Source organism: Streptomyces sp. NBC_00239, assembly GCF_036194065.1.
Lineage (GTDB): Bacteria > Actinomycetota > Actinomycetes > Streptomycetales > Streptomycetaceae > Streptomyces.
In genome coordinates this window covers 7,758,292-7,777,694 of the sequence record NZ_CP108095.1, presented here as the reverse complement: position 1 = coordinate 7,777,694, position 19,403 = coordinate 7,758,292, and the positions used below count along the sequence as shown (strand labels likewise).

Here is a 19,403-nt window from a genome sequence, read left to right as displayed (position 1 = left end):
ATGGGACGCGACCTGACCGCTCTGTTCGACCCCCGATCGGTCGCCGTCGTCGGCGCCAGCGACGACCCGGCGAAGTACGGGCACGCGGTGGCCTCGCAGGCGCTGCGCGCCCCCGACCGGCGGCCCGTACACCTGGTGAACCGGCGCGGCGGCACCGTACTCGGCCGGACCGCGGCCACTTCCCTCGCCGCGATCGGCGAACCCGTCGAGCTCGTCGTGATCTCCGTCCCCAGCACGGGATTCGAGGCCGCCGTCGACGACGCCCTGGCCTGCGGTGCGAAGGCGATCGTCGGCATCACCGCGGGCTTCGCCGAGTCCGGCCCGGCCGGCCTGGCCCGCCAGCGCGCGATCGCCGCACGCGTACGGGCCGCCGGTGCGGTCCTCGTCGGACCCAACTGCCTGGGCGTCGCCGACAACACCACCGAGCTGTACCTCGCCTCGGACCGCTTCGCGCCCGGCCGGATCGCCCTGCTCAGCCAGAGCGGCAACCTCGCCCTCGAACTCCAGCTCCGCGGCGCCCCGCACGGCCTCGGCTTCTCCCGCTTCGTCTCCCTCGGCAACCAGGCCGACGTCACCCTCGTCGACCTCATCGAGGACTGCGCCCGCCACGAGGCCACCTCCGCCATCGCCGTGTACGCCGAGGACTTCGGCGACGGCCGGGCCTTCGCGGCGTCGGCCGCCGCGGCGGGCAAGCCGGTGGTGCTGCTCACCGCCGGCCGGGGCACCGCCTCCGCCCGCAGCGCCCACTCGCACACCGGCGCCCTCACCACCTCCGCCGACGTGGTGGCCGCCGCCTGCCGTGACGCGGGCGTCGAACTCGTCCGCACCCCACGGGAGATGACCGTCCTGCTGGCGGCGCTCAGCACGGCGCCGCGGGCGCACGGCCCACGTGCGGACGACCGGCGCACGGGCGACCGGCATGCGGGCGACCGGCATGCGGGCGACCGGCATGCGGATGGCGCGCGTACGGGCGACCGGCATGCTGGCGACCGGCGTGCGGATGGCCCGCGTACGGGCGACCCACGTACGGGTAGCCCGGGTACGGCCGGCCGGCGTACCGCCGTGTTCACCGACGGCGGCGGCCACGGCGCGGTCGCCGCCGACGCGGCCGAGGACGCCGGACTCGACGTACCGGAGCTCGGCGCGACGACGCAGGACCGGCTGCGGGCCGTGCTGTGGGAGCAGTCCTCGGTCGGCAACCCCGTCGACCTGGCGGGGATGGGCGAACAGCGCCCCCTCTCGTACGCCGACGCCGTCGGGGGGCTGCTCGCCGCCGACGAGGTCGACGCCGTCCTGATGACCGGGTACTTCGGCGGCTACGCGGCCTCCGAGGGCGGCCTGGGCGGCGGCCCGGCCGGCGGTTCCGTCCTCGCGGAGGGCGAGACCCGGGCCGCCAAGGAGATCGTCGCGCACCTCGCCACCGCGCCGAAACCGCTGGTCGTGCAGTCGATGTATCCGCAGTCGCCGAGCTGCCGGGTACTGGCCGAGGCCGGGGTGCCGGTGTTCGCCGCCACCGAGGACGCCGCCCGCGCGCTGGCGGCGATGGCCGGCCGGCCGGACCCCGGCAGCGGCGGTGTGCCCCCGCTGCCGCCCGCCGCCGCACCGCTGCGGGACCCCGGCTACCACGGGGTACGGGCACTGCTGGGCGCCGCCGGCGTGCCGTTCCCGGCGGCCCGCGAGGTCGCCGACGAGGGCGGACTCCTGGCCGCGGCCGCGGAGTTCGACGGCCCGTACGTGCTCAAGGCCCTGCACGTCCTGCACAAGTCCGACGCGGGCGGTGTCGCCCTGCGCCTGGCGGACCGGGAGGCGCTCCTCGCCGCGTACCGGGACATGGACGGTCGGCTCGGCGCCCCTTCGTACTCGGTCGAGGCGATGGCCGACCTCGCGGACGGCGTCGAGCTGATCGTGGGGGTGAACCGCGACCCGAGGTTCGGGCCCGTCGCCATGGTCGGGCTCGGCGGGGTCCTCACCGAGACCCTCCGCGACGTCGCGTTCGCGCTGGCGCCCGTACCGGCCCGACGGGCCGAGGCCCTGCTGCGCGGACTGCGCGGCGCCGCGCTCCTGGACGGCGTACGCGGCCGGCCCGCGGTGGACGTGGCCGCCGCGGCCGCCGTCGTCGAGCGCATCACCACGGTCGCCGCCGCGCATCCGGAGATCGCCGAGTTCGAGGTCAATCCGCTGCTGGTGCGCCCGGACGGCGCGCTCGCCCTGGACGCGCGGGCAGTCCTGGGCTGACCGGCCCCGACCCCCACACACCCGGCCCGCACCCGTACGACCCGTACGACCCCGGCCCGCATCCGTACGACCCGTAGTACCAGCACGACGCGCGCCGTCCCCGTACGACCCGTAATACCCGCACTACCCGTGCCCCCACCCGTAGACCCGTACGACCCGCACCACCCCTGGCCATCCCCGTACGACCCGTACGGCCCCCGCCTCACGCACCCGTGCCTGCCATCCCTACCCCCGTACCCCCCGCCCCGGAGGACACCGTGGACTTCCGCTACACGCCCGAGCAGGCCGCTCTCAAGGCCCGCGCCGCCGACTACACCCGGCTCCTGATGCGGTACGAGGACCAGTCCGAGGAGGCCGGCGGCCCGCTGCCCGCCGGTACCGTCCGCGACCTGACCCGTGCCGCCGTCGAAGCGGGCGTCTACGCCATCAACATGCCCGCCGAGTGGGGCGGGGCCGGGCTGTCCCTGCTCGACCAGGTCATCGTGGAGGAGGAGTTCGGGAAGGTCACCAACTGCCTGTGGGACATTCCCTGGCGGCCCGCGAACGTCCTGGCGTACGGCACCGAGGCTCAGCGGGAGAAGTACCTGCTGCCGGTCATCCGGGGCGAGCGGTTCGACGCGTTCGCGGTGACCGAGCCCGGGGCGGGCTCCGATCCCGGCTCGGGCACGAGCACGGCGACCCGTACCACCGGCGGCTGGCTGCTCAACGGCGAGAAGTGGTTCGTGACCTGCGGCGACATCGCCGACTTCCTGTTGGTGCAGGCCGACGCGGGGCCCGAGCGGGCGCCGACGCTGTTCTTCGTGGACAAGCAGGCGGCCGGTGTCGCGATGACGCGCGTCCCGCGGTTCATGCACTCCGCGGTGAACGGGCACCCCGAGTTCACGTTCACGGACGTCTTCGTCCCCGACGAGGACGTGCTCGGCGGGGTCGGCAACGGCTACGAGCTCACCAAGGAGTGGTTCACCGACGAGCGGCTGATGATCGCCGCCCGGACCGTCGGCGCCGCCGAACGCGCCCTGGAACTCGCCCGGGACTGGGCCGTGGAACGCCGCCAGTTCGGCTCGCCCATCGCCGACTTCCAGCTGATCCAGGGCATGCTCGCCGACTGCGCCGTGGACATCGCCGTCAACCGCGCCTACACCCACCAGGTCGCCTGGGAGGCCGGCCGGCCGGAGACCGATGCCAAGACCCTGCACGCGAAGGCGTCGACGGCGAAGCTCGCGGCCAGCGAGGCCGCCGGGCGGGTCATCGACCGGTGCGTGCAGATCTTCGGCGGCCGCGGCTACGACCGTACGTACCCCGTCGAGCGCATGTACCGCGAGCTGCGCGTCGACCGGATCTGGGAGGGCACCTCCGAGATCCAGCGCCTGATCATCGCCAACGAGCTGATCAAGCGCGGCACGCGGGTCCTCGCGCTGCCCGCCTCCTGACGGCCGGTCCCGGACCGCTGCCCGACCGTCGCTCTCCCCCCTCTCCCCTTCCCCCGGCTCCCCCACCACGAACCAGAGGACAGACAGCCATGGACTTCCGTCTCACCGCCCGTCAGGAAGAGCTCCGGAGCGCGGCGCGCGCGCTGACCGACTTCATCATGAAGTACGAGCTCGACTGCGAGGAGAACAACGGTCTGCCCCCGCAGGCCCACACCGAGATCCGCGACGCCGTCCTCGACAGCGGGCTGCAGGCCGTCAACATGCCGACGGAGTGGGGCGGCGCGGGCCTCACCATCCTGGAGCAGGTCACGGTCCAGGCCGAGCTGGGGCGGCTCACCGGCGCGCTGTGGGACATGGTGTGGCGGCCGGCGAACGCCCTGTCGTTCTGCACGCCCGAGCAGCGCGAGCGCTACCTGGTCCCGGTGATCCGGGGACGCCGCCGGGACTGTTACGCGGTGAGCGAGCCGGAGGCCGGTTCCGACCCGCAGAGCATCCGGACCACGGCGACGCGGACGGCCGACGGCTGGGTGCTCAACGGCGAGAAGTGGTTCGTGACCGTCGGGGACCACGCCGACTTCATGATCGTGCTGGCGGCGGCCGGGGAGGAGCGGGCGCCGACCCTGTTTCTCGTCGACAAGGACACCCCGGGCATCGAGATGACCCGGGTGCCCCGCTGGATGCACACCTTCGTCTACGAGCACCCAGAGTTCACCTTCACCGAGGTCCGCGTGCCCGCCGACGCGGTGCTCGGGGAGGTCGGCCAGGGCTACGACATCACCCGTTCCTGGTTCACCGAGGAACGGCTGATGATCGCCGCCCGGACGATCGGCGCGGCGGAGCGGGCGCTGGAACTCGCCCGGGACTGGGCCGTGGAACGCCGCCAGTTCGGCTCGCCCATCGCCGACTTCCAGCTGATCCAGGGCATGCTCGCCGACTGCGCCGTGGACATCGCCGTCAACCGCGCCTACACCCACCAGGTCGCCTGGGAGGTCGACGAGGGCGTGGCCGAACGCAAGACGCTGCACGCCAAGGCGGCCATCGCGAAGCTGGCGGCGAGCGAGGCGTCCGGCCGGGTCGTCGACCGGTGCCTGCAGATCTTCGGAGGGCGCGGCTACGACCGTTCGTACCCGGTCGAGCGCCTCTACCGCGAGCTGCGCGTGGACCGGATCTGGGAGGGCACCTCCGAGATCCAGCGCCTGATCGTCGCGGGCGAACTCGTCAAGCGCGGCACGGGAGTCCTGCAGATGCCGGCCGCGCGGTGACCCGGCCGCGGTGGTCCGGGCGGCGCGCCCGGACCACCGCGGCCGCCCCCGTACATCAGCGGCTCGTACGCACCGGGAGCCCGTACACACCGGGGCCGCTGGCCAGGAGGCCCGTACGCGCACAGGTCCATACACGCACGAGGGAGGACGCAGTAATGACCGAGGTCGAGCGGGTCGGGATCGTGGGTTGCGGGCTGATGGGATCCGGCATCGCCGAGGTCTGCGCCCGCGCCGGACGGGACGTCGTGGTGGTGGAGACGACCGCCGCGGCGGCGGCCGCCGGCCGGGAGCGGATCGCCCGTTCCCTGGACCGCGCGGCGGCGTCCGGAAGGCTGACCGCCGCCGGACGCGATGCCGCCGCCGGCCGGATCGCGGTCACCACCGACATGGCCCGGATGGCGGACCGGGAGCTCGTCGTCGAGGCGGTGGCCGAGGAGGAGCGGGCGAAACTGGAGGTGTTCGCCCTGCTCGACCGGGTGGTGGAGGGGCAGGACGCCGTCCTCGCGACGAACACCTCCGCCCTCCCCGTGATCCGGCTGGCCGCCGCCACCTCGCGGCCGGACCGGGTCGTCGGCCTGCACTTCTTCAACCCCGTGCCGGTGCTGCCCCTGGTCGAGCTGGTGCCGTCGCTGCTCACCGGCGAGGACACCGTCCGCCGGGCACACTCCTTCGCCGCCGGGGTCCTGGGCAAGCACGTCGTGCGCGCGCAGGACCGGGCGGGGTTCGTCGTGAACGCCCTCCTCGTGCCGTACCTGCTGGCCGCGGTGCGCATGGCCGAGTGCGGCGCCGCGTCGCCCGAGGACATCGACCGCGGAATGACGCTGGGCTGTGCGCATCCGCTGGGACCGCTCGCCCTGGCCGATCTCATCGGCCTGGACACGGTACGGGCCATCGCGCTGTCGATGTACGCGGAGTACCGGGAGCCCCTGTACGCCCCGCCGCCACTGCTGTCCCGGATGGTCGACGCGGGTCTGCTGGGCCGCAAGACGGGCCGGGGCTTCCACCGTTACGCCGGTCCAGGGGGCGCGATGCGCGAGGATGGTGGGGTGACGGCCACGGCGAGCGGGCCCACCCGCCCGGTCCACGGCCACCGACGACACGGGCTCCGAGACGGGCACCGGGACGGGGAGCAGACGACGTGACCAAGGCCGATCGCGCACTGGAGACGCGGGAGCGCATCCTCACGGCCGCGTGCGAAGTCATCGCCGACATCGGTTTCGAGAACGTCAGCATGCGCAAGGTCGCCGAGCACGCCGGGGTCTCCAAGGCCCTGCTGCACTACCACTTCGACACGCGCGAGAAGCTCTTCGCCGAGGCGATGACGCACTCCTTCGCCCAGACCGGGAAGGACGGCGAAGGGGACGCGGACGCGGTTCCGGCGGCCGTCGCCCTGGCGCGCATTCTGCGGAGCATGCTGCCGTCGGACGCGGAACTGCGCCAGGACTGGAAGCTGTGGCAGGAGTTGTGGGTTCGCGCCCAACGCGACACGGCGGCCCGGCACTTGGCCGTCGACCTATACGACCAGCTGCACGAGTGGGTCGGCGGGGCCGTGGAACGGGGCATCAGGGCCGGGGAGTTCACCGACTGCGACGTCAGCGCGCTCAGCACGCTGGTGCTTGCGCTCTGCGACGGGCTGGGCATTCGCCTGATGCTCGACGACCCCCGGCTGGACCTCCCGGCGGCCCGGTCGACGATCTGGCGGACCATCGCCCCGACGCTCGGCATCGACCCGACGTTCCCGGAGCTCTGACCGACGCTCTGGCCGACGCTCTGGCTGGAGCACCGACCGGGGCTCCGGCTGGAGCACCGACCGGAGCTCCGGCTGGAGCACCGACCGGAGCTGCGACCGGGGTTGTGACCGGGCCCGGCCGCCGGGGCCTCATGCGCCGAAGCTGATGCGGACCGTGAGGCCGCCGCCTTCCGGGTTGGCGGTGGCCCGCGCCGTCGCGCCGTGGGCGCGGGCGATGGATTCGACGATCGACAGGCCCAGGCCGGTGCCTTCCCCCGGGGCGTGGGTGCGTTCGGTCAGGCGGCGGAAGGGTTCGAAGAGGAGGGGGACCACGTCGGGCGGGACCGCGGGGCCGGTGTTGACGACTTCGATGCCGTCCGGTCCCGTACGGACCCTGACCCGGCCGTCCGGGACGTTGTGGCGTACCGCGTTCGCGACGAGGTTGTGGAGCAGCCGGTCCAGGAGCACGGCGTCCCCCGCGACCGTGAGCGGGCGGGCGTCGAGGGTGATGACGACCCCGCGCTCCTCCGCCTCGGCCGCCAGCGCGTCCGCCGCCTTCGCGGCGATCTCGTGGACGGCCACCGGCCGCCGTTCCAGCAGCCCCTGGTCGCAGGCGGCGAGGAGCAGCAGCCCGTCGATGGTGCGTTCGCTGTCGTCGGCGACCTCGATGAGCTTCGTACGGATACGGGCGACCCGCTGCGGGTCGGGCTCGCCCGCGAGTCCGATCTCGGCGGCGGCGCGCTGCACGGAGAGGGAGGTCCGAAGCTCGTGGGCGGCGTTCGCGGCGAACCGCTGCTGCGCCGACACGAGCCGTTCCATGCGGCCGAGCATGTCGTCGAAGGTGTCCGCGAGGTGCTTGAGCTCCCCCGGTGGGCCTTCCAGGGCGATCCGCTCGTGGAGGTTCTCGCCCGACAGGCGACGGGCCGTGTCGGTGATCACGGCGACGGGCCGCAGCACCCGGCCGGCCATCCACCAGGCGAGGGCCACGGACACGACGGCGTACACGGCGAGGACGATCAGGGAGACCGTCAGCAGCCGCTCCAGGGCGGCGCTCTCGGCGGCGTCGCTCAGTGTCCGGGTGATCGCCATGCCGGGGGTGACGCCCGGTGGCAGGGTCGTGGGTGTGGCCGGCTCCCACAGGCGTGACGCGGTGGGGTCCGGGAGGTCTTCGAGGCGCTGCGCGGGCACGGCCGTGGTCATGGCCACGCTGATGGACGCGTAGAGGCCCTCCTTGACCAGGGCGTACACCACGCCGGTGAGGAGTGCGCCGGCGAGCAGGAGCAGGCCGCCGTACAGGGCCGTCAGGCGGGCCCGCTCACCGCCGGTGCGGCGGCGCACCGCCGCGGCGATCCGGCGTGCCGCGTTGCCCGCGGTCATGACGCGATCCGGTAGCCCGCGCCCGGGACCGTTTCCACGACCGGGGGCTCGCCCAGCTTCGCGCGGAGTTTGCTCAGGGTGACCCGTACGGCGTTCGTGCGGTAGCTGGTGTGCTCCTCCCAGACCTGTTCGATGAGGTCCTCGCCGCTGACCACGGCCCCGTCCGCGCGCAGCAGGGCTTCCAGTACGGCGAATTCCTTACGGGACAGCTGGAGGTGCCGGCCGTCGCGGCTCGCCTGGCGGCGGGCCGTATCGAGGACGATGCCGGCGCGTTCGAGGACGGGCGGCAGCGCGGGCCTGGCCCGGCGGCCGAGGGCGAGGACCCGGGCGAGCAGCTCGTCGTAGGCGAAGGGCTTGGTCAGGTAGTCGTCGGCGCCCAGGCCCAGGCCGTCGACGCGGTCCCGTACGGTGCCGGACGCGGTCAGCATCAGGATCCGGGTCATCAGGCGCCGCTCGACGACGTGCCGGCACACGTCGTCGCCGTGCATGCCCGGAAGGTCGCGGTCGAGGACGAGCACGTCGTATTCGGCGAACTCCATCTTCCGCAGGGCCTCCGGGCCGTCTGCGGCCACATCGACCGCGAGCGCGTCGCGGCGCAGCCCCTCGGCGATCATCTCGGCGAGAAACGCCTCGTCCTCCACCACCAGTACACGCATGCCCCTTGTGTAGCGGAAGTGACCTTTCGTCGCTGTTAACCGATCCGCTGAGAGAAACGAAACACCGGGTTCCCGCACGCTGCGGCCCATGACGACTCGACGTACCCGAGAGACCCTCCAGCTCACCGCCGCCGCCTCGCTGGCCGCCCTCTGCCTCCTCACCACCGCGTGCACCGCCGACAGCGGCAAGAGCGCGGGCGGCAAGGGCTCCGACAGCGTGAGCGAGGAGGGCAAGAAGGCCGACCAGGCCCTGGAGCACCGCAAGTGTCTGCGCGAGCACGGCCTGGACGTGCCCGAGCCCAAGCCCGGCGAGGAGGGTGTCGGGCTGACCATCGGCGGCGACGGCGTGTCCAAGGAGAAGATGGAGGCGGCGTTCAAGGCCTGCCGGGACAAGGGCGGGTCCGGCATGGGCAAGGAGCTGACCCAGGCCGACAAGGACAAAATGGTCAAGTACGCGCAGTGCATGCGCAAGAACGGCTACGACATGCCCGACCCGACGTTCGGCGAGGGCGGCAGCATGTCGGCGGCGCGGCCGATACCGCAGGGCGCGGAGATGCGGAAGTTCGAGAAGGCCAACAAGGCCTGCGAGAGCGTGTCGCGATGAGCCGGCGCAGGCTCGTGGCCGCCCTGGCCGCGGTCGCGGCGGTCGCGGGCGGCGGCGCGGCCGTCACCGCGCTGGGCTCCCCCGGCGAACAGCAGGCCGTCGCCGACCCGGGCCTGCCGCCCGCCACGGTCCCGCTGACCCGCGGCGACCTCAGCGACAGCTCCCGGCAGGACGGCACCCTCGGCCACCTCGGCGAACGGAAGATCAACGCGGGCCCGGCCGGCACCCTCACCTGGCTCCCCCCGGCCGGCTCCACGGTGGCACGGGACGGGCGGCTGTACGAGGTCGACGGCGCGCCGGTCCGTCTGATGTACGGGGCCGAGCCGATGTACCGGACCCTCAAGACCGGCGACAAGGGCAAGGACGTCCGGCAGCTGGAGGAGAACCTCGCCGCCCTCGGATACGTCGGCTTCACCGTCGACGAGGAGTACACGGCGAAGACCGCCGCCGCCGTGAAGCGCTGGCAGAAGTCCCACGACCTGAAGCGGACCGGGACCGTCGGCCCCGATGCGCTCGTCTTCGCCGGCAGCGCGGTACGCGTCAAGGCGGCGGCCGCCGCTCCCGGCGACCGAGTCGCGCCCGGCGGGCCGGTGCTCACCGTGACGGGCTCCGAGCGGGTCGTACGGTTTAAGGTGCCCGTGGCGGACGCCGGCCTCGCGAAGGCCGGCACCGCGGTCGTCGTACAGCTCCCGGACGGGTCGCGGGCGCCGGGGAAGGTGTCGTCGGTCGGCAAGACCGCGTCGGCGGGCGACGATCCGCAGGACCGGACGCCGAAGATCGATGTGACGGTCTCCTTCGATGCTCCGGAGAAGGTCACCGGGATCGACCAGTCCCCGGTGACGGTCGACCTCACCGGCGAGACGCGCAAGGGCGTGCTCTCGGTGCCCGTCAACGCGCTGCTCGCCCTGCCCGGCGGCGGTTTCGGCATCCAGGTCGTCGAGAACGGCACGGCGCGGGACGTCAAGGTGGAACTCGGCATGTTCGGCCAGGGCCGGGTCGAGATCACCGGCAGCGGTCTGCGCGAGGGCATGAAGGTCGGGGTGCCGTCCGCATGAGTACGGTCGTACGGCTCTGCGGGGTCACCAAGGAGTACCCGGGCGGTGTCCGCGCGCTCGACGGGGTCGACCTGACGGTCGGCGAGGGGGAGCTGCTGGGCATCGTCGGCCCGTCGGGATCCGGCAAGTCCACCCTGCTGCACATCGTCGGCACCCTGGACCGGCCCAGTGCCGGCACCGTCGAGATCGCCGGCCACGACGTGGCTTCGCTGACCGACCGGCGGCTGTCCGCGCTGCGGGCCCGCCACATCGGGTTCGTCTTCCAGGCGTTCCATCTGGTGCCGGGGGTCGGCGCGCTGGACAACGTCGCCGAGGGGCTGCTGTACAGCGGTCTCCCGCGGGCCCGGCGGCGGGCGCTGGCCGCCGACGCGCTCGCCCGCGTCGGGCTCGCCGACCGCATGAAGCACCGGCCGCACGAACTGTCGGGCGGGCAGAAGCAGCGCGTCGCCATCGCCCGCGCGGTCGTCGGGGAGCCGGACCTGCTGCTCGCGGACGAGCCGACCGGGGCGCTGGACTCGGCGTCCGGCGAGGCGGTGATGGAGCTCCTGCACGACCTCAACGCGCAGGGCGCCACGATCGCGGTCATCACGCACGACACGGAGATAGCGGGACGGCTGCCCCGCCAGGTCCGCATCCGCGACGGGCGGGTGACGGCGGATACGGGCGGGGCGGCCGCGGCGGCTCCGGGTAGTAGGGGTACTACAGGTGGCCTCAGTCCTGTGGGTACTACGGGTACTACGAGTACTACGGGTAGCCCTGGTACTACGGGTACTACGGGTCCGGTGTTCGGAAAGGCCGTCAGCTGATGGCCCGTACACGCAGGGCACTGAAGGCGGCCCGTCTCACGCCGCGCGATGTCCTCCACGTCGGTTCGGCCGGGCTGCGCAGCCGGCCCGTACGGGTCGTGCTGTCGGCGCTCGGGATCGCCATCGGGATCGCCACGATGATCGCCGTCGTCGGAATCTCCGCGTCCAGCCAGGCGCAGCTGATCCGGCAGCTCGACGCGCTCGGCACGAACATGCTGGTGGCGAAGCCGGGCGAGGGCATGTTCAGCGGGGAGGAGGTCAAACTGCCCAAGGACGCCGTGGGCATGGTGGGCCGGATCCACGGCGTCGAGGACGTCGGCGCCACCGGCGAGCTGAAGCACTCCGTCCGCCGCTCCGAGAAGATCCCCGAGGGCGAGACCGGCGGCATCGCGGTGAAGGCCGCGACAGAGGGACTGCTCGGCGTGCTGCGCGGCGGTGTGGGCACCGGCACGTGGCTGAACGCCGCCAACGGCCGCTACCCGTCCGTCGTCCTCGGCCATGTGGCCGCCGAGCGGCTCGGCATCACCGCGCCCGGCCGGCAGGTCTGGATCGACGACCGGTACTTCACCGTCGTCGGGATCCTCGACCCGCTGCCCCTCGCACCCGAGATCGAACGCTCGGCGCTGGTGGGCTGGGCGGCCGCACAGAAACTGCTGGGCTTCGACGGGCATCCGACGGCGGTGTACGAGCGGTCCACGGACGCGTCCGTGCGCACCGTCCAGAAGCTGCTCGCCCCGACGATCGACCCGCAGAACCCGCAGAACGTCCAGGTCGGCGACCCGTCCTCGGCGCTCCAGGCCAAGGCTGCGACGGAGGGGGCGTTCTCCTCGCTGCTCCTGGGCCTGGGCGGGATCGCCCTGCTGGTGGGCGGGGTCGGCGTCGCCAACACGATGATCATCTCGGTGCTGGAGCGTCGCCACGAGATCGGCCTGCGGCGCTCGCTCGGCGCCACCAGGGGGCAGATCAGGGTCCAGTTCGTCACGGAGTCCCTGATGCTGTCCGGCCTCGGCGGCCTCGCAGGAGTGGCCCTGGGCGGCGCGGCGACGGGCGTGTACGCGTACACGGGCGGTCTGCCGTGGGTCGTACCGCCGTGGGCGGTGGCGGGCGGCTTCGGCGCCACCCTGGTGATCGGCACGATCGCCGGCCTGTACCCGGCGGTCCGCGCCTCCCGCCTGTCCCCGACGCTGGCCCTGGGGGCGGCGTAAGGGTTCGGGGCAGGGTTTCTCCGGGGCGCCCTCACGGGGGCGCTCCGGAGCCGTGCGCCCCGGAGCTGCGCCCCTGAGCCGTACGCGCCGGGGCCTACGTGCCGGGGCTCCCCGGGCGTCGCACCCGGCGGCCGGCCATCAGGCGGGCCGCTCGCCGGCGGACCGGTCCGTAGGTCGCTTGTAGTAGCGCCAGGGGAAGGAGCCCGCGCCCACCTGCGTCCATCCTTCGGCCTTCATGCGGCGGCGCTGCCCGCCGAAGACCCGGCGGTGTTCCCAGATCCGGTCGGAGGCCTCCACCACGAGGAACAGCGGTCCGTAGTCGACGAGGTGCCAGCCGCCGCGCCCGGCGGCGTCGAGTTCGGCCATCTCGTTGAACGCGGTGACGGGTTTGATGACCCGGCGCCCCGGAGCACCGTCCGGAGCTTCGGCCCGGTCCGGGCCGCCCTCGACCGAACCGGCCTTCGCGGCGGGCGTCTTGACGGCGAACCGCTGCTGGGCCGCCTGCCGGCTCACCCCCAACACGCCACCCAGACTGTCCCAGCTGTGGCCCGCAGCCCTGGCCCCCTGGATGGCCTCGCGCAGGAGCCGGCTGGATTCCTCGGCACCGACACGAGCCGCGGCCACCAGCCGCAGGAAGCTCTCCGGGTCGCGCTCCAGGGACTCGGCGAGCCCCTCGGGTGCCCCGAGGACGGCGCCCGCGATCTCTTCCCGGATGGCGGCGATCTCCTGCGGACTGAGCAGCTCGTCCCCGCTCATCGCCCGTCGGTCCCGGCGCCCCGAGCGGGTCCCAACGGCTCCAGCGCGTCGAGCACTTCCTCGTCCCGCGTCTGCCGCTCCCCGCCGTCGACGGCTTGCGGCCGCAGCGTGGCGAACACGGCCCCCATCGCGGCGACCAGTACGAGGTCCGCCGCGATGAGCGCGGCGGTGGCCCCCGCCCCGAGGTCGTCGGCGAGCGTCATGACCATGGCGATCAGGCTGATCGCGAGAGTGAGCAGCCCCAGCACGTAGGAAAAGGCGGAATTGGCGGCTCCGGCGGGAGCGGCCTCGATCGGGGAATTCGAAGAAGCGTTCACAACGTCAAGGTTTCCTTGACGCGCCTCCTTTGTCAAGGAAATGTTGACAGTCGGCCGTGGCGCCGGAAGGGAGTCCCGCGCGGTGGGGCGGGTGGGAGGCGGGACGGGCGGGAAGGGTACCGCTGGTACGCGGGGAGCAGGGGGGACGGGATGGCCGGGATTCGGCGTGTAGGGCGGGTGTTGGGAAGTTCGGCGCTCACGGTCGCGGTGGGGGTGGCCGTCAATCAGATCCTCTCCGAAGGGGAGTTCAGCTGGACGTGGCTGTACGTCTCGCTCGCGGTGGCGGTGCTGGCGTTCCTCTACACGGAGACGCGGGTCCCGTCCACGCCCGGGGGCGATACCGCGCGCGGCGGCCGGCGGGTGTACCTGCGCCAATTGCGGGCGAGCGTGCGGGACATGGAGACGGTGGGCGTCGCGACGCACAGCGAGTTCGTGCTGCGCATGCACCAGGTGTACGTGGACGTCAGCCTCGCCCCGCGGACACTGCAGGCCGCGGCCGGGGAGCCGTACCTGGGTTCGGTGCCCGGCGCGGAGGCCGCGGCTCCTGGTCGGCGGCGCAACCTGGAGTCGGTGCTCCGCGACGCCGAACAGGGCGCGGCAGCAAGGGTGTTGGCGGTGCTCGGCGGGCCGGGGTCGGGCAAGACGATGCTCGCCCGCAACACCGCGCTGGCGATGTGCGAGCGCCGCTGGTGGCCGTGGGAACGGCGGCGGCTGCCGGTCCTGCTGTACCTGCGCGACCACGCCGCCGCGCTGCTGGCCGACGAGGCGCCCCGGCTCGGCACGGTCGCCGTGTCGGCGGGCTGGCTGGAGGGGAAGGTGTCCGCGGGCTGGCTGGAGCGCAGACTCGACGCCGGCGGGTGCGTGGTGCTGCTCGACGGACTGGACGAGGTCGCCGACGCGGCCGAGCGGGGCCGGGTGATCGCCTGGGTCGTGCGGCAGACCCAGCGGCACCCCCGCAACATCTACGTGGTGACCTCGCGTCCGCACGGCTACCAGTCGAACCCGCTGCCGGGCGCCGAGGTGCTCCAGGTAAGGCGGTTCACCGGGGAGCAGATTTCCCGGTTCCTGCACCGGTGGACGTACGCGACCGAGAGCCGGGCCCGCGCCTTCACCCGGCGCGAGGCCCAGGCTGGCGAGGACCGCCTGCCGGCCCGGCTGCGGGCCCGAGCCGACACCCGGCGCGAGGTGCGGTCCGCCGCGGACCGGATCGCCGAGGACCTCCTGGCGCGCCTCCAGGCCCAGCCGGCGCTGTACGACCTGGCTTCGAACCCCCTGCTGCTCACCATGATCGCGAACGTGCACCGCTACCGCGGCCAGCTACCCGGCAGTCGCGCCGAGTTGTACGCGGAGATGTGCGACGTACTGCTGCACCGCCGTTACGAGGCCCGCGGCCTGCGCGACGCCACGGGCCTCGGCGGCCCGCACAAACAGCACGTCGTCCAGCACCTGGCCCTGGCCATGATGCGCGCCCGGGTCCGGGACTGGCCGGTCCGCGACGCCGTCACGGCGATCCGCCATCCGCTGCGCCAGGTCCCCCGCAACGTCGCCCCCGAGCTGTTCCTCGACGAGGCCCGCAAGAGCGGCCTCCTGGTCGAGCGCGACCACGGCCTGTACGGGTTCGCACACCTGACCCTCCAGGAGTACCTCGCGGCCGCCCTCCTCGGCTCGCCGCACGCCGACACCGGCCTGCTGACCGGCAACGTCGGCGACCCGTGGTGGCGCGAGACCGTCCTGCTGTGGTCCGCGAGGAACGACGCCACCGACGTCATCACCGCCTGCCTGGACTCCGGCACCGTCCCGGCGCTGGCCCTGGCCTTCGAGTGCGCCGACCAGGCCAGGACGGTCGCCCCCGACACGCGCGCCCGCCTCCAGGATGTGCTGGACAATTCCCCGTCCGACCGGTCCGCCGACCCTGCCCGCGAGCGACTCCTCACCGGCATCCAGGCCACCCGTGCCCTGCGCGCGACCATCGCGCTCAACGAGACCACCGAGTTGTGCGTACATCCCGTGACCCGCGACCTGTACGACCTGTTCGTCCGGGACGAGCGGGCTGCCGGACTGCACCACCCCGAGAGCTTCGACACCGGCGGCGACAACGACGGTACGGCGGCGGCTGTCGGGATGCACGCCGGCGATGCCGAACGCTTCGTCGCCTGGCTCAACGCCGTCACCGACAGCCACGTCCACCGGCTGCCGAGGCCAGAGGAGGTGCCGGCTCCCGCGGAACTGCCCGCCTCCGCGTCCGCGTTGGCCGACCACCTCACCCGGCACACCGTCTGGGCCGACGACGGCACCCGAACCTTGCTGCACCAGCCGCCGGACGTCCCCTGGCCCTACACGCCCAGCGCCGAACGCGTCCGCTCCACTCCCGCCGCCGACCGCCGGGAGGCCACCCGCCTCCTCCGCCTGCTGATCGCCACGCCTCCGCAGCGCGCCCGGGTGGAGGGCTGGATCAGGGTGCTTGTCACCGCCATCGCGCAAGCTCCCGCGCTCCCCGGCAACCCGGCTCTCGCACCGCTGGAGTCGGCTCTGGCACGATCCGTCGCCTTCTCGGTCGCGCGCGCCCGCACACGGATCACCGCCTTCACCCCCGGCGAGCTCGCCCTCCAGTACATCCAGGACCTCGTCGGAGCGCTCGACCTCCACCGCACCGGAGACCCCGCCCGCGCACTCACCCACGCCCACGACCACGCCCGCGGCCTCCGGGACAGACTCGACCGTGCCATCCACGAGGCGCACGACATCACCCGCGTCAGTACTCTCAGCCGTATCCAACAGCCCGTCCGCGCCCTCACGGCCGACCTCGCCCGGGCCGACGCCTTCGCCCGGGCGCTCGGACCCGGTCTTGCCCGGGCCCTCGCACCGGCTCTCGAGGACACCCCGGCCGGCGAACTCGGCTACGCCCTGGCGTTCGCCCTCGACCACCCCGACGCCGCCGACCTGGTCGGCGATCTCGGCCCGGTCGGCGACCTCGACCTTGCACTGGAGCGGGTTCACGACTTCGCCCTGTCCCGCGAACTCGCTCACGAGTTCGAGCCCGCCCTCGACCTCAGCCTCGATCACGGCGAAATCCTCGACGAGGTCCTCGACCTTGCCCTCGTCTCACACACCCCGGCCGTGAGGATCGCCGTTTCGGCCTTCCTCACCTTCCCCGACGTCTCGGTGCCTCCCGGCCAGGAAAGCCCTTCGGCGCTCGTGAACCTCGACACCTACCTGACGGCCATCGGGCAGATCGCATCCCTGGGGCTCACGACGCGGGGTTCGGAGGATCCGGCGTCTTCCCTGCGCCGTGTTCAGGGCTTCCTCCGGAACCCTCCATCCGATACCAGAGCCCAGCCGTTGTTCCACCGGGCACGCACCCTGGTGAACGAGAGCCTGGAACTCATCACCACGGTCCGTGACCGGCACACGCCCCCCGACACCCGGGCGCTGGCGTGCGCCCGGCTCGGCCTGCTCGCCGCCACGAACGCTCTAGACATCGTAGGCCGACGCGGCGACGAGGCAACCGCGCTCGTGCACGCGGCACGGCATGGCCTGATCGCGCACCAACACCCCGCCGAAGCCGCGTACGCGCCCAACCAGAGCCTCGTCATCGTCCGCGGCGACCCGTTGGCAGAACTGCCTCGCGCTACACCCAGGTCAAGGTGAGCGGGAAGGCGGTGGTCGCCGTGGCGCCCGTCGCGTCCGTGGCGGTGGCGGTGATCTGGACGGTGCCCGTGGCCCACGGTTTGCCGCTGATCCGGCCGGTCGCGGCGTCCACGGTCAGGCCCCAGGGCAGGCCGGTCGCCGCGTAGCGCAGCGGCGGCTTGCCGCCGGTCGCCGTGAGCTGGATCGTGCAGGACTGGTTGAACTTGCACGCCTGCGGGCCGGGGTTGGCGATCTTCAGGTCTCCGGTGGGCGGCGGTGTGGTGCCGTCGCAGCCGGGGGCGGCCTCGGCGGGCAGGGGCACGCGCCAGAGCTGGGTGTCGTTCTCGGAGCCCACGAGCAGCGTGGCGCAGTCGGCGTACGTCACGGTCTCGCCCTGGGGCTGGGTCGGCAGGGCCACGTCGGCCAGCTTGGTTCCGGTGGTGGCGTCGTACACCGTGGCGGTGTTCGCCCCCAGGGGTCCGCCGCTGCGCAGGGTGTACGACTTTCCGTTGGGTGAGAAGGCGCCGTCGGTGGCGAAGACGGGGCCGGGGCGGACCGGCGTGAGGGTGTTCGGCTGTCCGGGCTGAAGGGGCAGCGGGGCCTGGTAGAGCTTGCCGGGGGCGCCGATGAGCTTGCTGGCGACGTACAGCCGGCCGGTCGCGGGGTCGGCGAGGAGCGATTCGGCGTCGTGGCGGCCGTCGGAGTAGGCGAGGCGGTGGGTGACGGGGGTGACGGTGGCGGGTCCGGCGAGGCTGTCGGGTTCGGGGAAGCCGTGCACGGTGAGTTCGGCGCGGCCGCTGAGGTTGTCGCCGATGTCGCCGACGAGGACCGTCGGACGGCCGGCCGGGTCCTTGCCGACTGCGAGCGCTTCCCAGTCCGTGTTGGAGGTGCCGGCGACGGTGAGGGTGGCCTTGAGCTGTCCGGTGGGTCCGGTGCAGTCGATCGCGAACACCTGGTTGGTGTTACCGCTGTCGTTGACGGCGTAGAAGACGCCGGGATGGCGGGTGCTCGCGGCGAGCCCGCTGATCTCCGCCAGTCCGGCGGGCAGGGTGCAGGCGCGCTGCGGGGCCGCGGACACGGATGCGGGGGCGGTCTCCGCGGCGGTGGGGGCGACTGCGGGGATGGCTGTGGAGGCGGCCGCGGTCTGGGGGGCCGGCCACAGCAGGGCGAGGCCTGCGGCGGCCGCCGCGGCCCGGGGGGATACGTGGAGTCGGGGCATGCGCACAATGTGGCCGCGGTGGCCGGAGTTCCCAAGCGGCAGGCACCCGCACGTTGGGCATCGAGCGATGCCCGGCGGGCATGGCGCACGCGTGACGACTCTCCCGGTGGTGGCGTGCCGCTTCAGCGACTGGGCTCGCGTACCGGCGAGTTGTGGCGGGCGTGTGCGAGGAACGCGCGGGCGGCACGGCTCAGGGGGCGTCTGGCGTGCACGATTCCCACCGGCCGCAGCAACGGCGGTGTGAAGGAACGGACTTCGGCGCGGCGGCCGAACGCCCTTAGTACGACGTCCCGGTACCAGATGAGCGAGCCCCGGCCGTCGATGACGCCGGTGACCCAGGCCAGGCGCTCGTTGACTTCCAGCGTGGGGACGGGCCGTACGCCCAGGCAGCTGAACATCGCCTCCAGTTCCGTACGGCGGCCCGTGCCCGGCGCCGGCAGCACCATGTCCAGGCCGTCGAGGGTCCGGAAGGGCAGCGGGTCCGGCAGCCTGGTGCCGAGCGGTGAGATCAGCACGACCTCCCGCTCCTGGATGTGGTGTACCGACAGCTCCTTGTCCACCGGCAGGTCGACGAGCCCCAACTCGGCGGTTCCGTCGACGAGTTCCTGTACGAGCGCTTCCCTGCTGTCGTGCTGGTGCAGCCGTACGTCGATCCCCGGGCTGCGCGCGGTGAAAGCGGGCACGAGGTCGACGGCCAGGTCGAGCGCCAGGGTCGGCGTGGCGACGAGGTGCAGGGTGGCGCGGGCTTTCGGGGCGTGCGAGGCGCCGACGTCGTCGATCGCCTCCACCGCGTCGAGGACCGTACGGGCCAGCCGGACCACCCGGGTGCCTTCGGGCGTGAGGTCCACGCCACGGCCGCGGCGGGCGAGAAGTTCCACTCCGAGGTCCCGCTCCATGGCCTGAACGGCACGGGAGAGGGCGGACTGTGCCACGAACACCGAAGCCGCCGCGCCGGTGATGGAGCGGCAGTCCGCGACGGCGACGAGGTATCGAAGCTGCGCGAGTGTGGGGGTCATGACCGGACGGTAACTCCAGGATCGTCCAGGTGTAAGGGGCAGCAGAGTGAACAACTGCCCGATTGCGGAGGCCTCCATACCGCGTGGGGGCCCGAGCCATACCGACACG

At 73.2% G+C, this 19,403-nt stretch carries 16 protein-coding genes; 10 read left to right on the top strand and 6 right to left on the bottom strand.

All coding sequences use genetic code 11. The features are described 5' to 3' along the window. From OG764_RS34405 to OG764_RS34385, 5 genes are all read left to right on the top strand, one after another. The gene (locus OG764_RS34405; protein WP_328972251.1) at positions 1–2,235 is read left to right on the top strand and encodes an acetate--CoA ligase family protein; all 2,235 of its coding nucleotides are present in this window, start codon (positions 1–3) and stop codon (positions 2,233–2,235) included. Between the two features lie 212 nt (positions 2,236–2,447). Beyond that, on the top strand, positions 2,448–3,665 hold the full coding sequence (locus OG764_RS34400) for an acyl-CoA dehydrogenase family protein (protein WP_328972250.1): 1,218 nt from the start codon (positions 2,448–2,450) through the stop codon (positions 3,663–3,665). Positions 3,666–3,754: 89 nt separating this feature from the next. Next, positions 3,755–4,927, top strand: coding sequence for an acyl-CoA dehydrogenase family protein (locus OG764_RS34395; protein ID WP_328972249.1), 1,173 nt, complete (start codon positions 3,755–3,757; stop codon positions 4,925–4,927). 155 nt (positions 4,928–5,082) lie between these two features. Then, positions 5,083–6,069 carry a 3-hydroxybutyryl-CoA dehydrogenase gene (locus OG764_RS34390; protein ID WP_328972248.1) on the top strand — a complete coding sequence of 329 codons (987 nt, stop codon included), beginning with the start codon at positions 5,083–5,085 and terminating at the stop codon, positions 6,067–6,069. Further along, entirely contained in the window at positions 6,066–6,677 is a 612-nt protein-coding gene (locus OG764_RS34385) for a TetR/AcrR family transcriptional regulator (RefSeq protein WP_328972247.1), read from the top strand. The genes OG764_RS34390 and OG764_RS34385 overlap by 4 nt, the downstream gene beginning before the upstream one ends. Positions 6,678–6,806: 129 nt before the next feature. On the opposite strand, the gene OG764_RS34380 is transcribed toward OG764_RS34385, so the two are convergent. Continuing rightward, positions 6,807–8,033: a sensor histidine kinase gene (locus tag OG764_RS34380; RefSeq protein ID WP_328972246.1), complete on the bottom strand. Its 1,227-nt coding sequence runs from the start codon at positions 8,031–8,033 to the stop codon at positions 6,807–6,809. Next, positions 8,030–8,689, bottom strand: a complete 660-nt coding sequence (locus OG764_RS34375; protein WP_328972245.1) for a response regulator transcription factor — start codon at positions 8,687–8,689, stop codon at positions 8,030–8,032. The genes OG764_RS34380 and OG764_RS34375 overlap by 4 nt, the downstream gene beginning before the upstream one ends. Positions 8,690–8,777: 88 nt before the next feature. Here OG764_RS34375 and OG764_RS34370 point away from each other — a divergent pair, with 88 nt between their 5' ends. Genes OG764_RS34370 through OG764_RS34355 form a run of 4 tightly spaced genes read left to right on the top strand, consistent with a single transcriptional unit; the run spans position 8,778 to position 12,359 of the window. Further along, positions 8,778–9,293: a hypothetical protein gene (locus tag OG764_RS34370; RefSeq protein WP_328972244.1), complete on the top strand. Its 516-nt coding sequence runs from the start codon at positions 8,778–8,780 to the stop codon at positions 9,291–9,293. Next, positions 9,290–10,348: a peptidoglycan-binding protein gene (locus OG764_RS34365; protein WP_328972243.1), complete on the top strand. Its 1,059-nt coding sequence runs from the start codon at positions 9,290–9,292 to the stop codon at positions 10,346–10,348. Before OG764_RS34370 ends, OG764_RS34365 begins: the two co-directional genes overlap by 4 nt. Then, positions 10,345–11,154 carry an ABC transporter ATP-binding protein gene (locus OG764_RS34360; protein WP_328972242.1) on the top strand — a complete coding sequence of 270 codons (810 nt, stop codon included), beginning with the start codon at positions 10,345–10,347 and terminating at the stop codon, positions 11,152–11,154. Before OG764_RS34365 ends, OG764_RS34360 begins: the two co-directional genes overlap by 4 nt. Continuing rightward, on the top strand, positions 11,154–12,359 hold the full coding sequence (locus tag OG764_RS34355; protein ID WP_328972241.1) for an ABC transporter permease: 1,206 nt from the start codon (positions 11,154–11,156) through the stop codon (positions 12,357–12,359). Before OG764_RS34360 ends, OG764_RS34355 begins: the two co-directional genes overlap by 1 nt. A 138-nt stretch (positions 12,360–12,497) precedes the next feature. On the opposite strand, the gene OG764_RS34350 is transcribed toward OG764_RS34355, so the two are convergent. Together OG764_RS34350 and OG764_RS34345 are read right to left on the bottom strand one after the other, a co-directional pair. Continuing rightward, positions 12,498–13,115 carry a hypothetical protein gene (locus OG764_RS34350; protein WP_328972240.1) on the bottom strand — a complete coding sequence of 206 codons (618 nt, stop codon included), beginning with the start codon at positions 13,113–13,115 and terminating at the stop codon, positions 12,498–12,500. Then, positions 13,112–13,432: a hypothetical protein gene (locus tag OG764_RS34345; protein ID WP_328972239.1), complete on the bottom strand. Its 321-nt coding sequence runs from the start codon at positions 13,430–13,432 to the stop codon at positions 13,112–13,114. Before OG764_RS34345 ends, OG764_RS34350 begins: the two co-directional genes overlap by 4 nt. 213 nt (positions 13,433–13,645) lie before the next feature. On the opposite strand from OG764_RS34345, the gene OG764_RS34340 reads away from it, so the two are divergent. Continuing rightward, positions 13,646–17,080, top strand: a complete 3,435-nt coding sequence (locus OG764_RS34340; protein ID WP_328972238.1) for an NACHT domain-containing protein — start codon at positions 13,646–13,648, stop codon at positions 17,078–17,080. Here the strand turns inward: OG764_RS34340 and OG764_RS34335 are convergent. Then, a complete protein-coding gene (locus OG764_RS34335) occupies positions 17,061–18,278 on the bottom strand; it encodes a putative Ig domain-containing protein (protein ID WP_328972237.1) in 1,218 nt (405 codons plus the stop codon). The two genes, OG764_RS34340 and OG764_RS34335, sit on opposite strands and share 20 nt — an antisense overlap. Positions 18,279–18,400: 122 nt before the next feature. Beyond that, positions 18,401–19,294: a LysR family transcriptional regulator gene (locus OG764_RS34330; RefSeq protein ID WP_328972236.1), complete on the bottom strand. Its 894-nt coding sequence runs from the start codon at positions 19,292–19,294 to the stop codon at positions 18,401–18,403. Positions 19,295–19,403 lie beyond the last annotated feature (109 nt).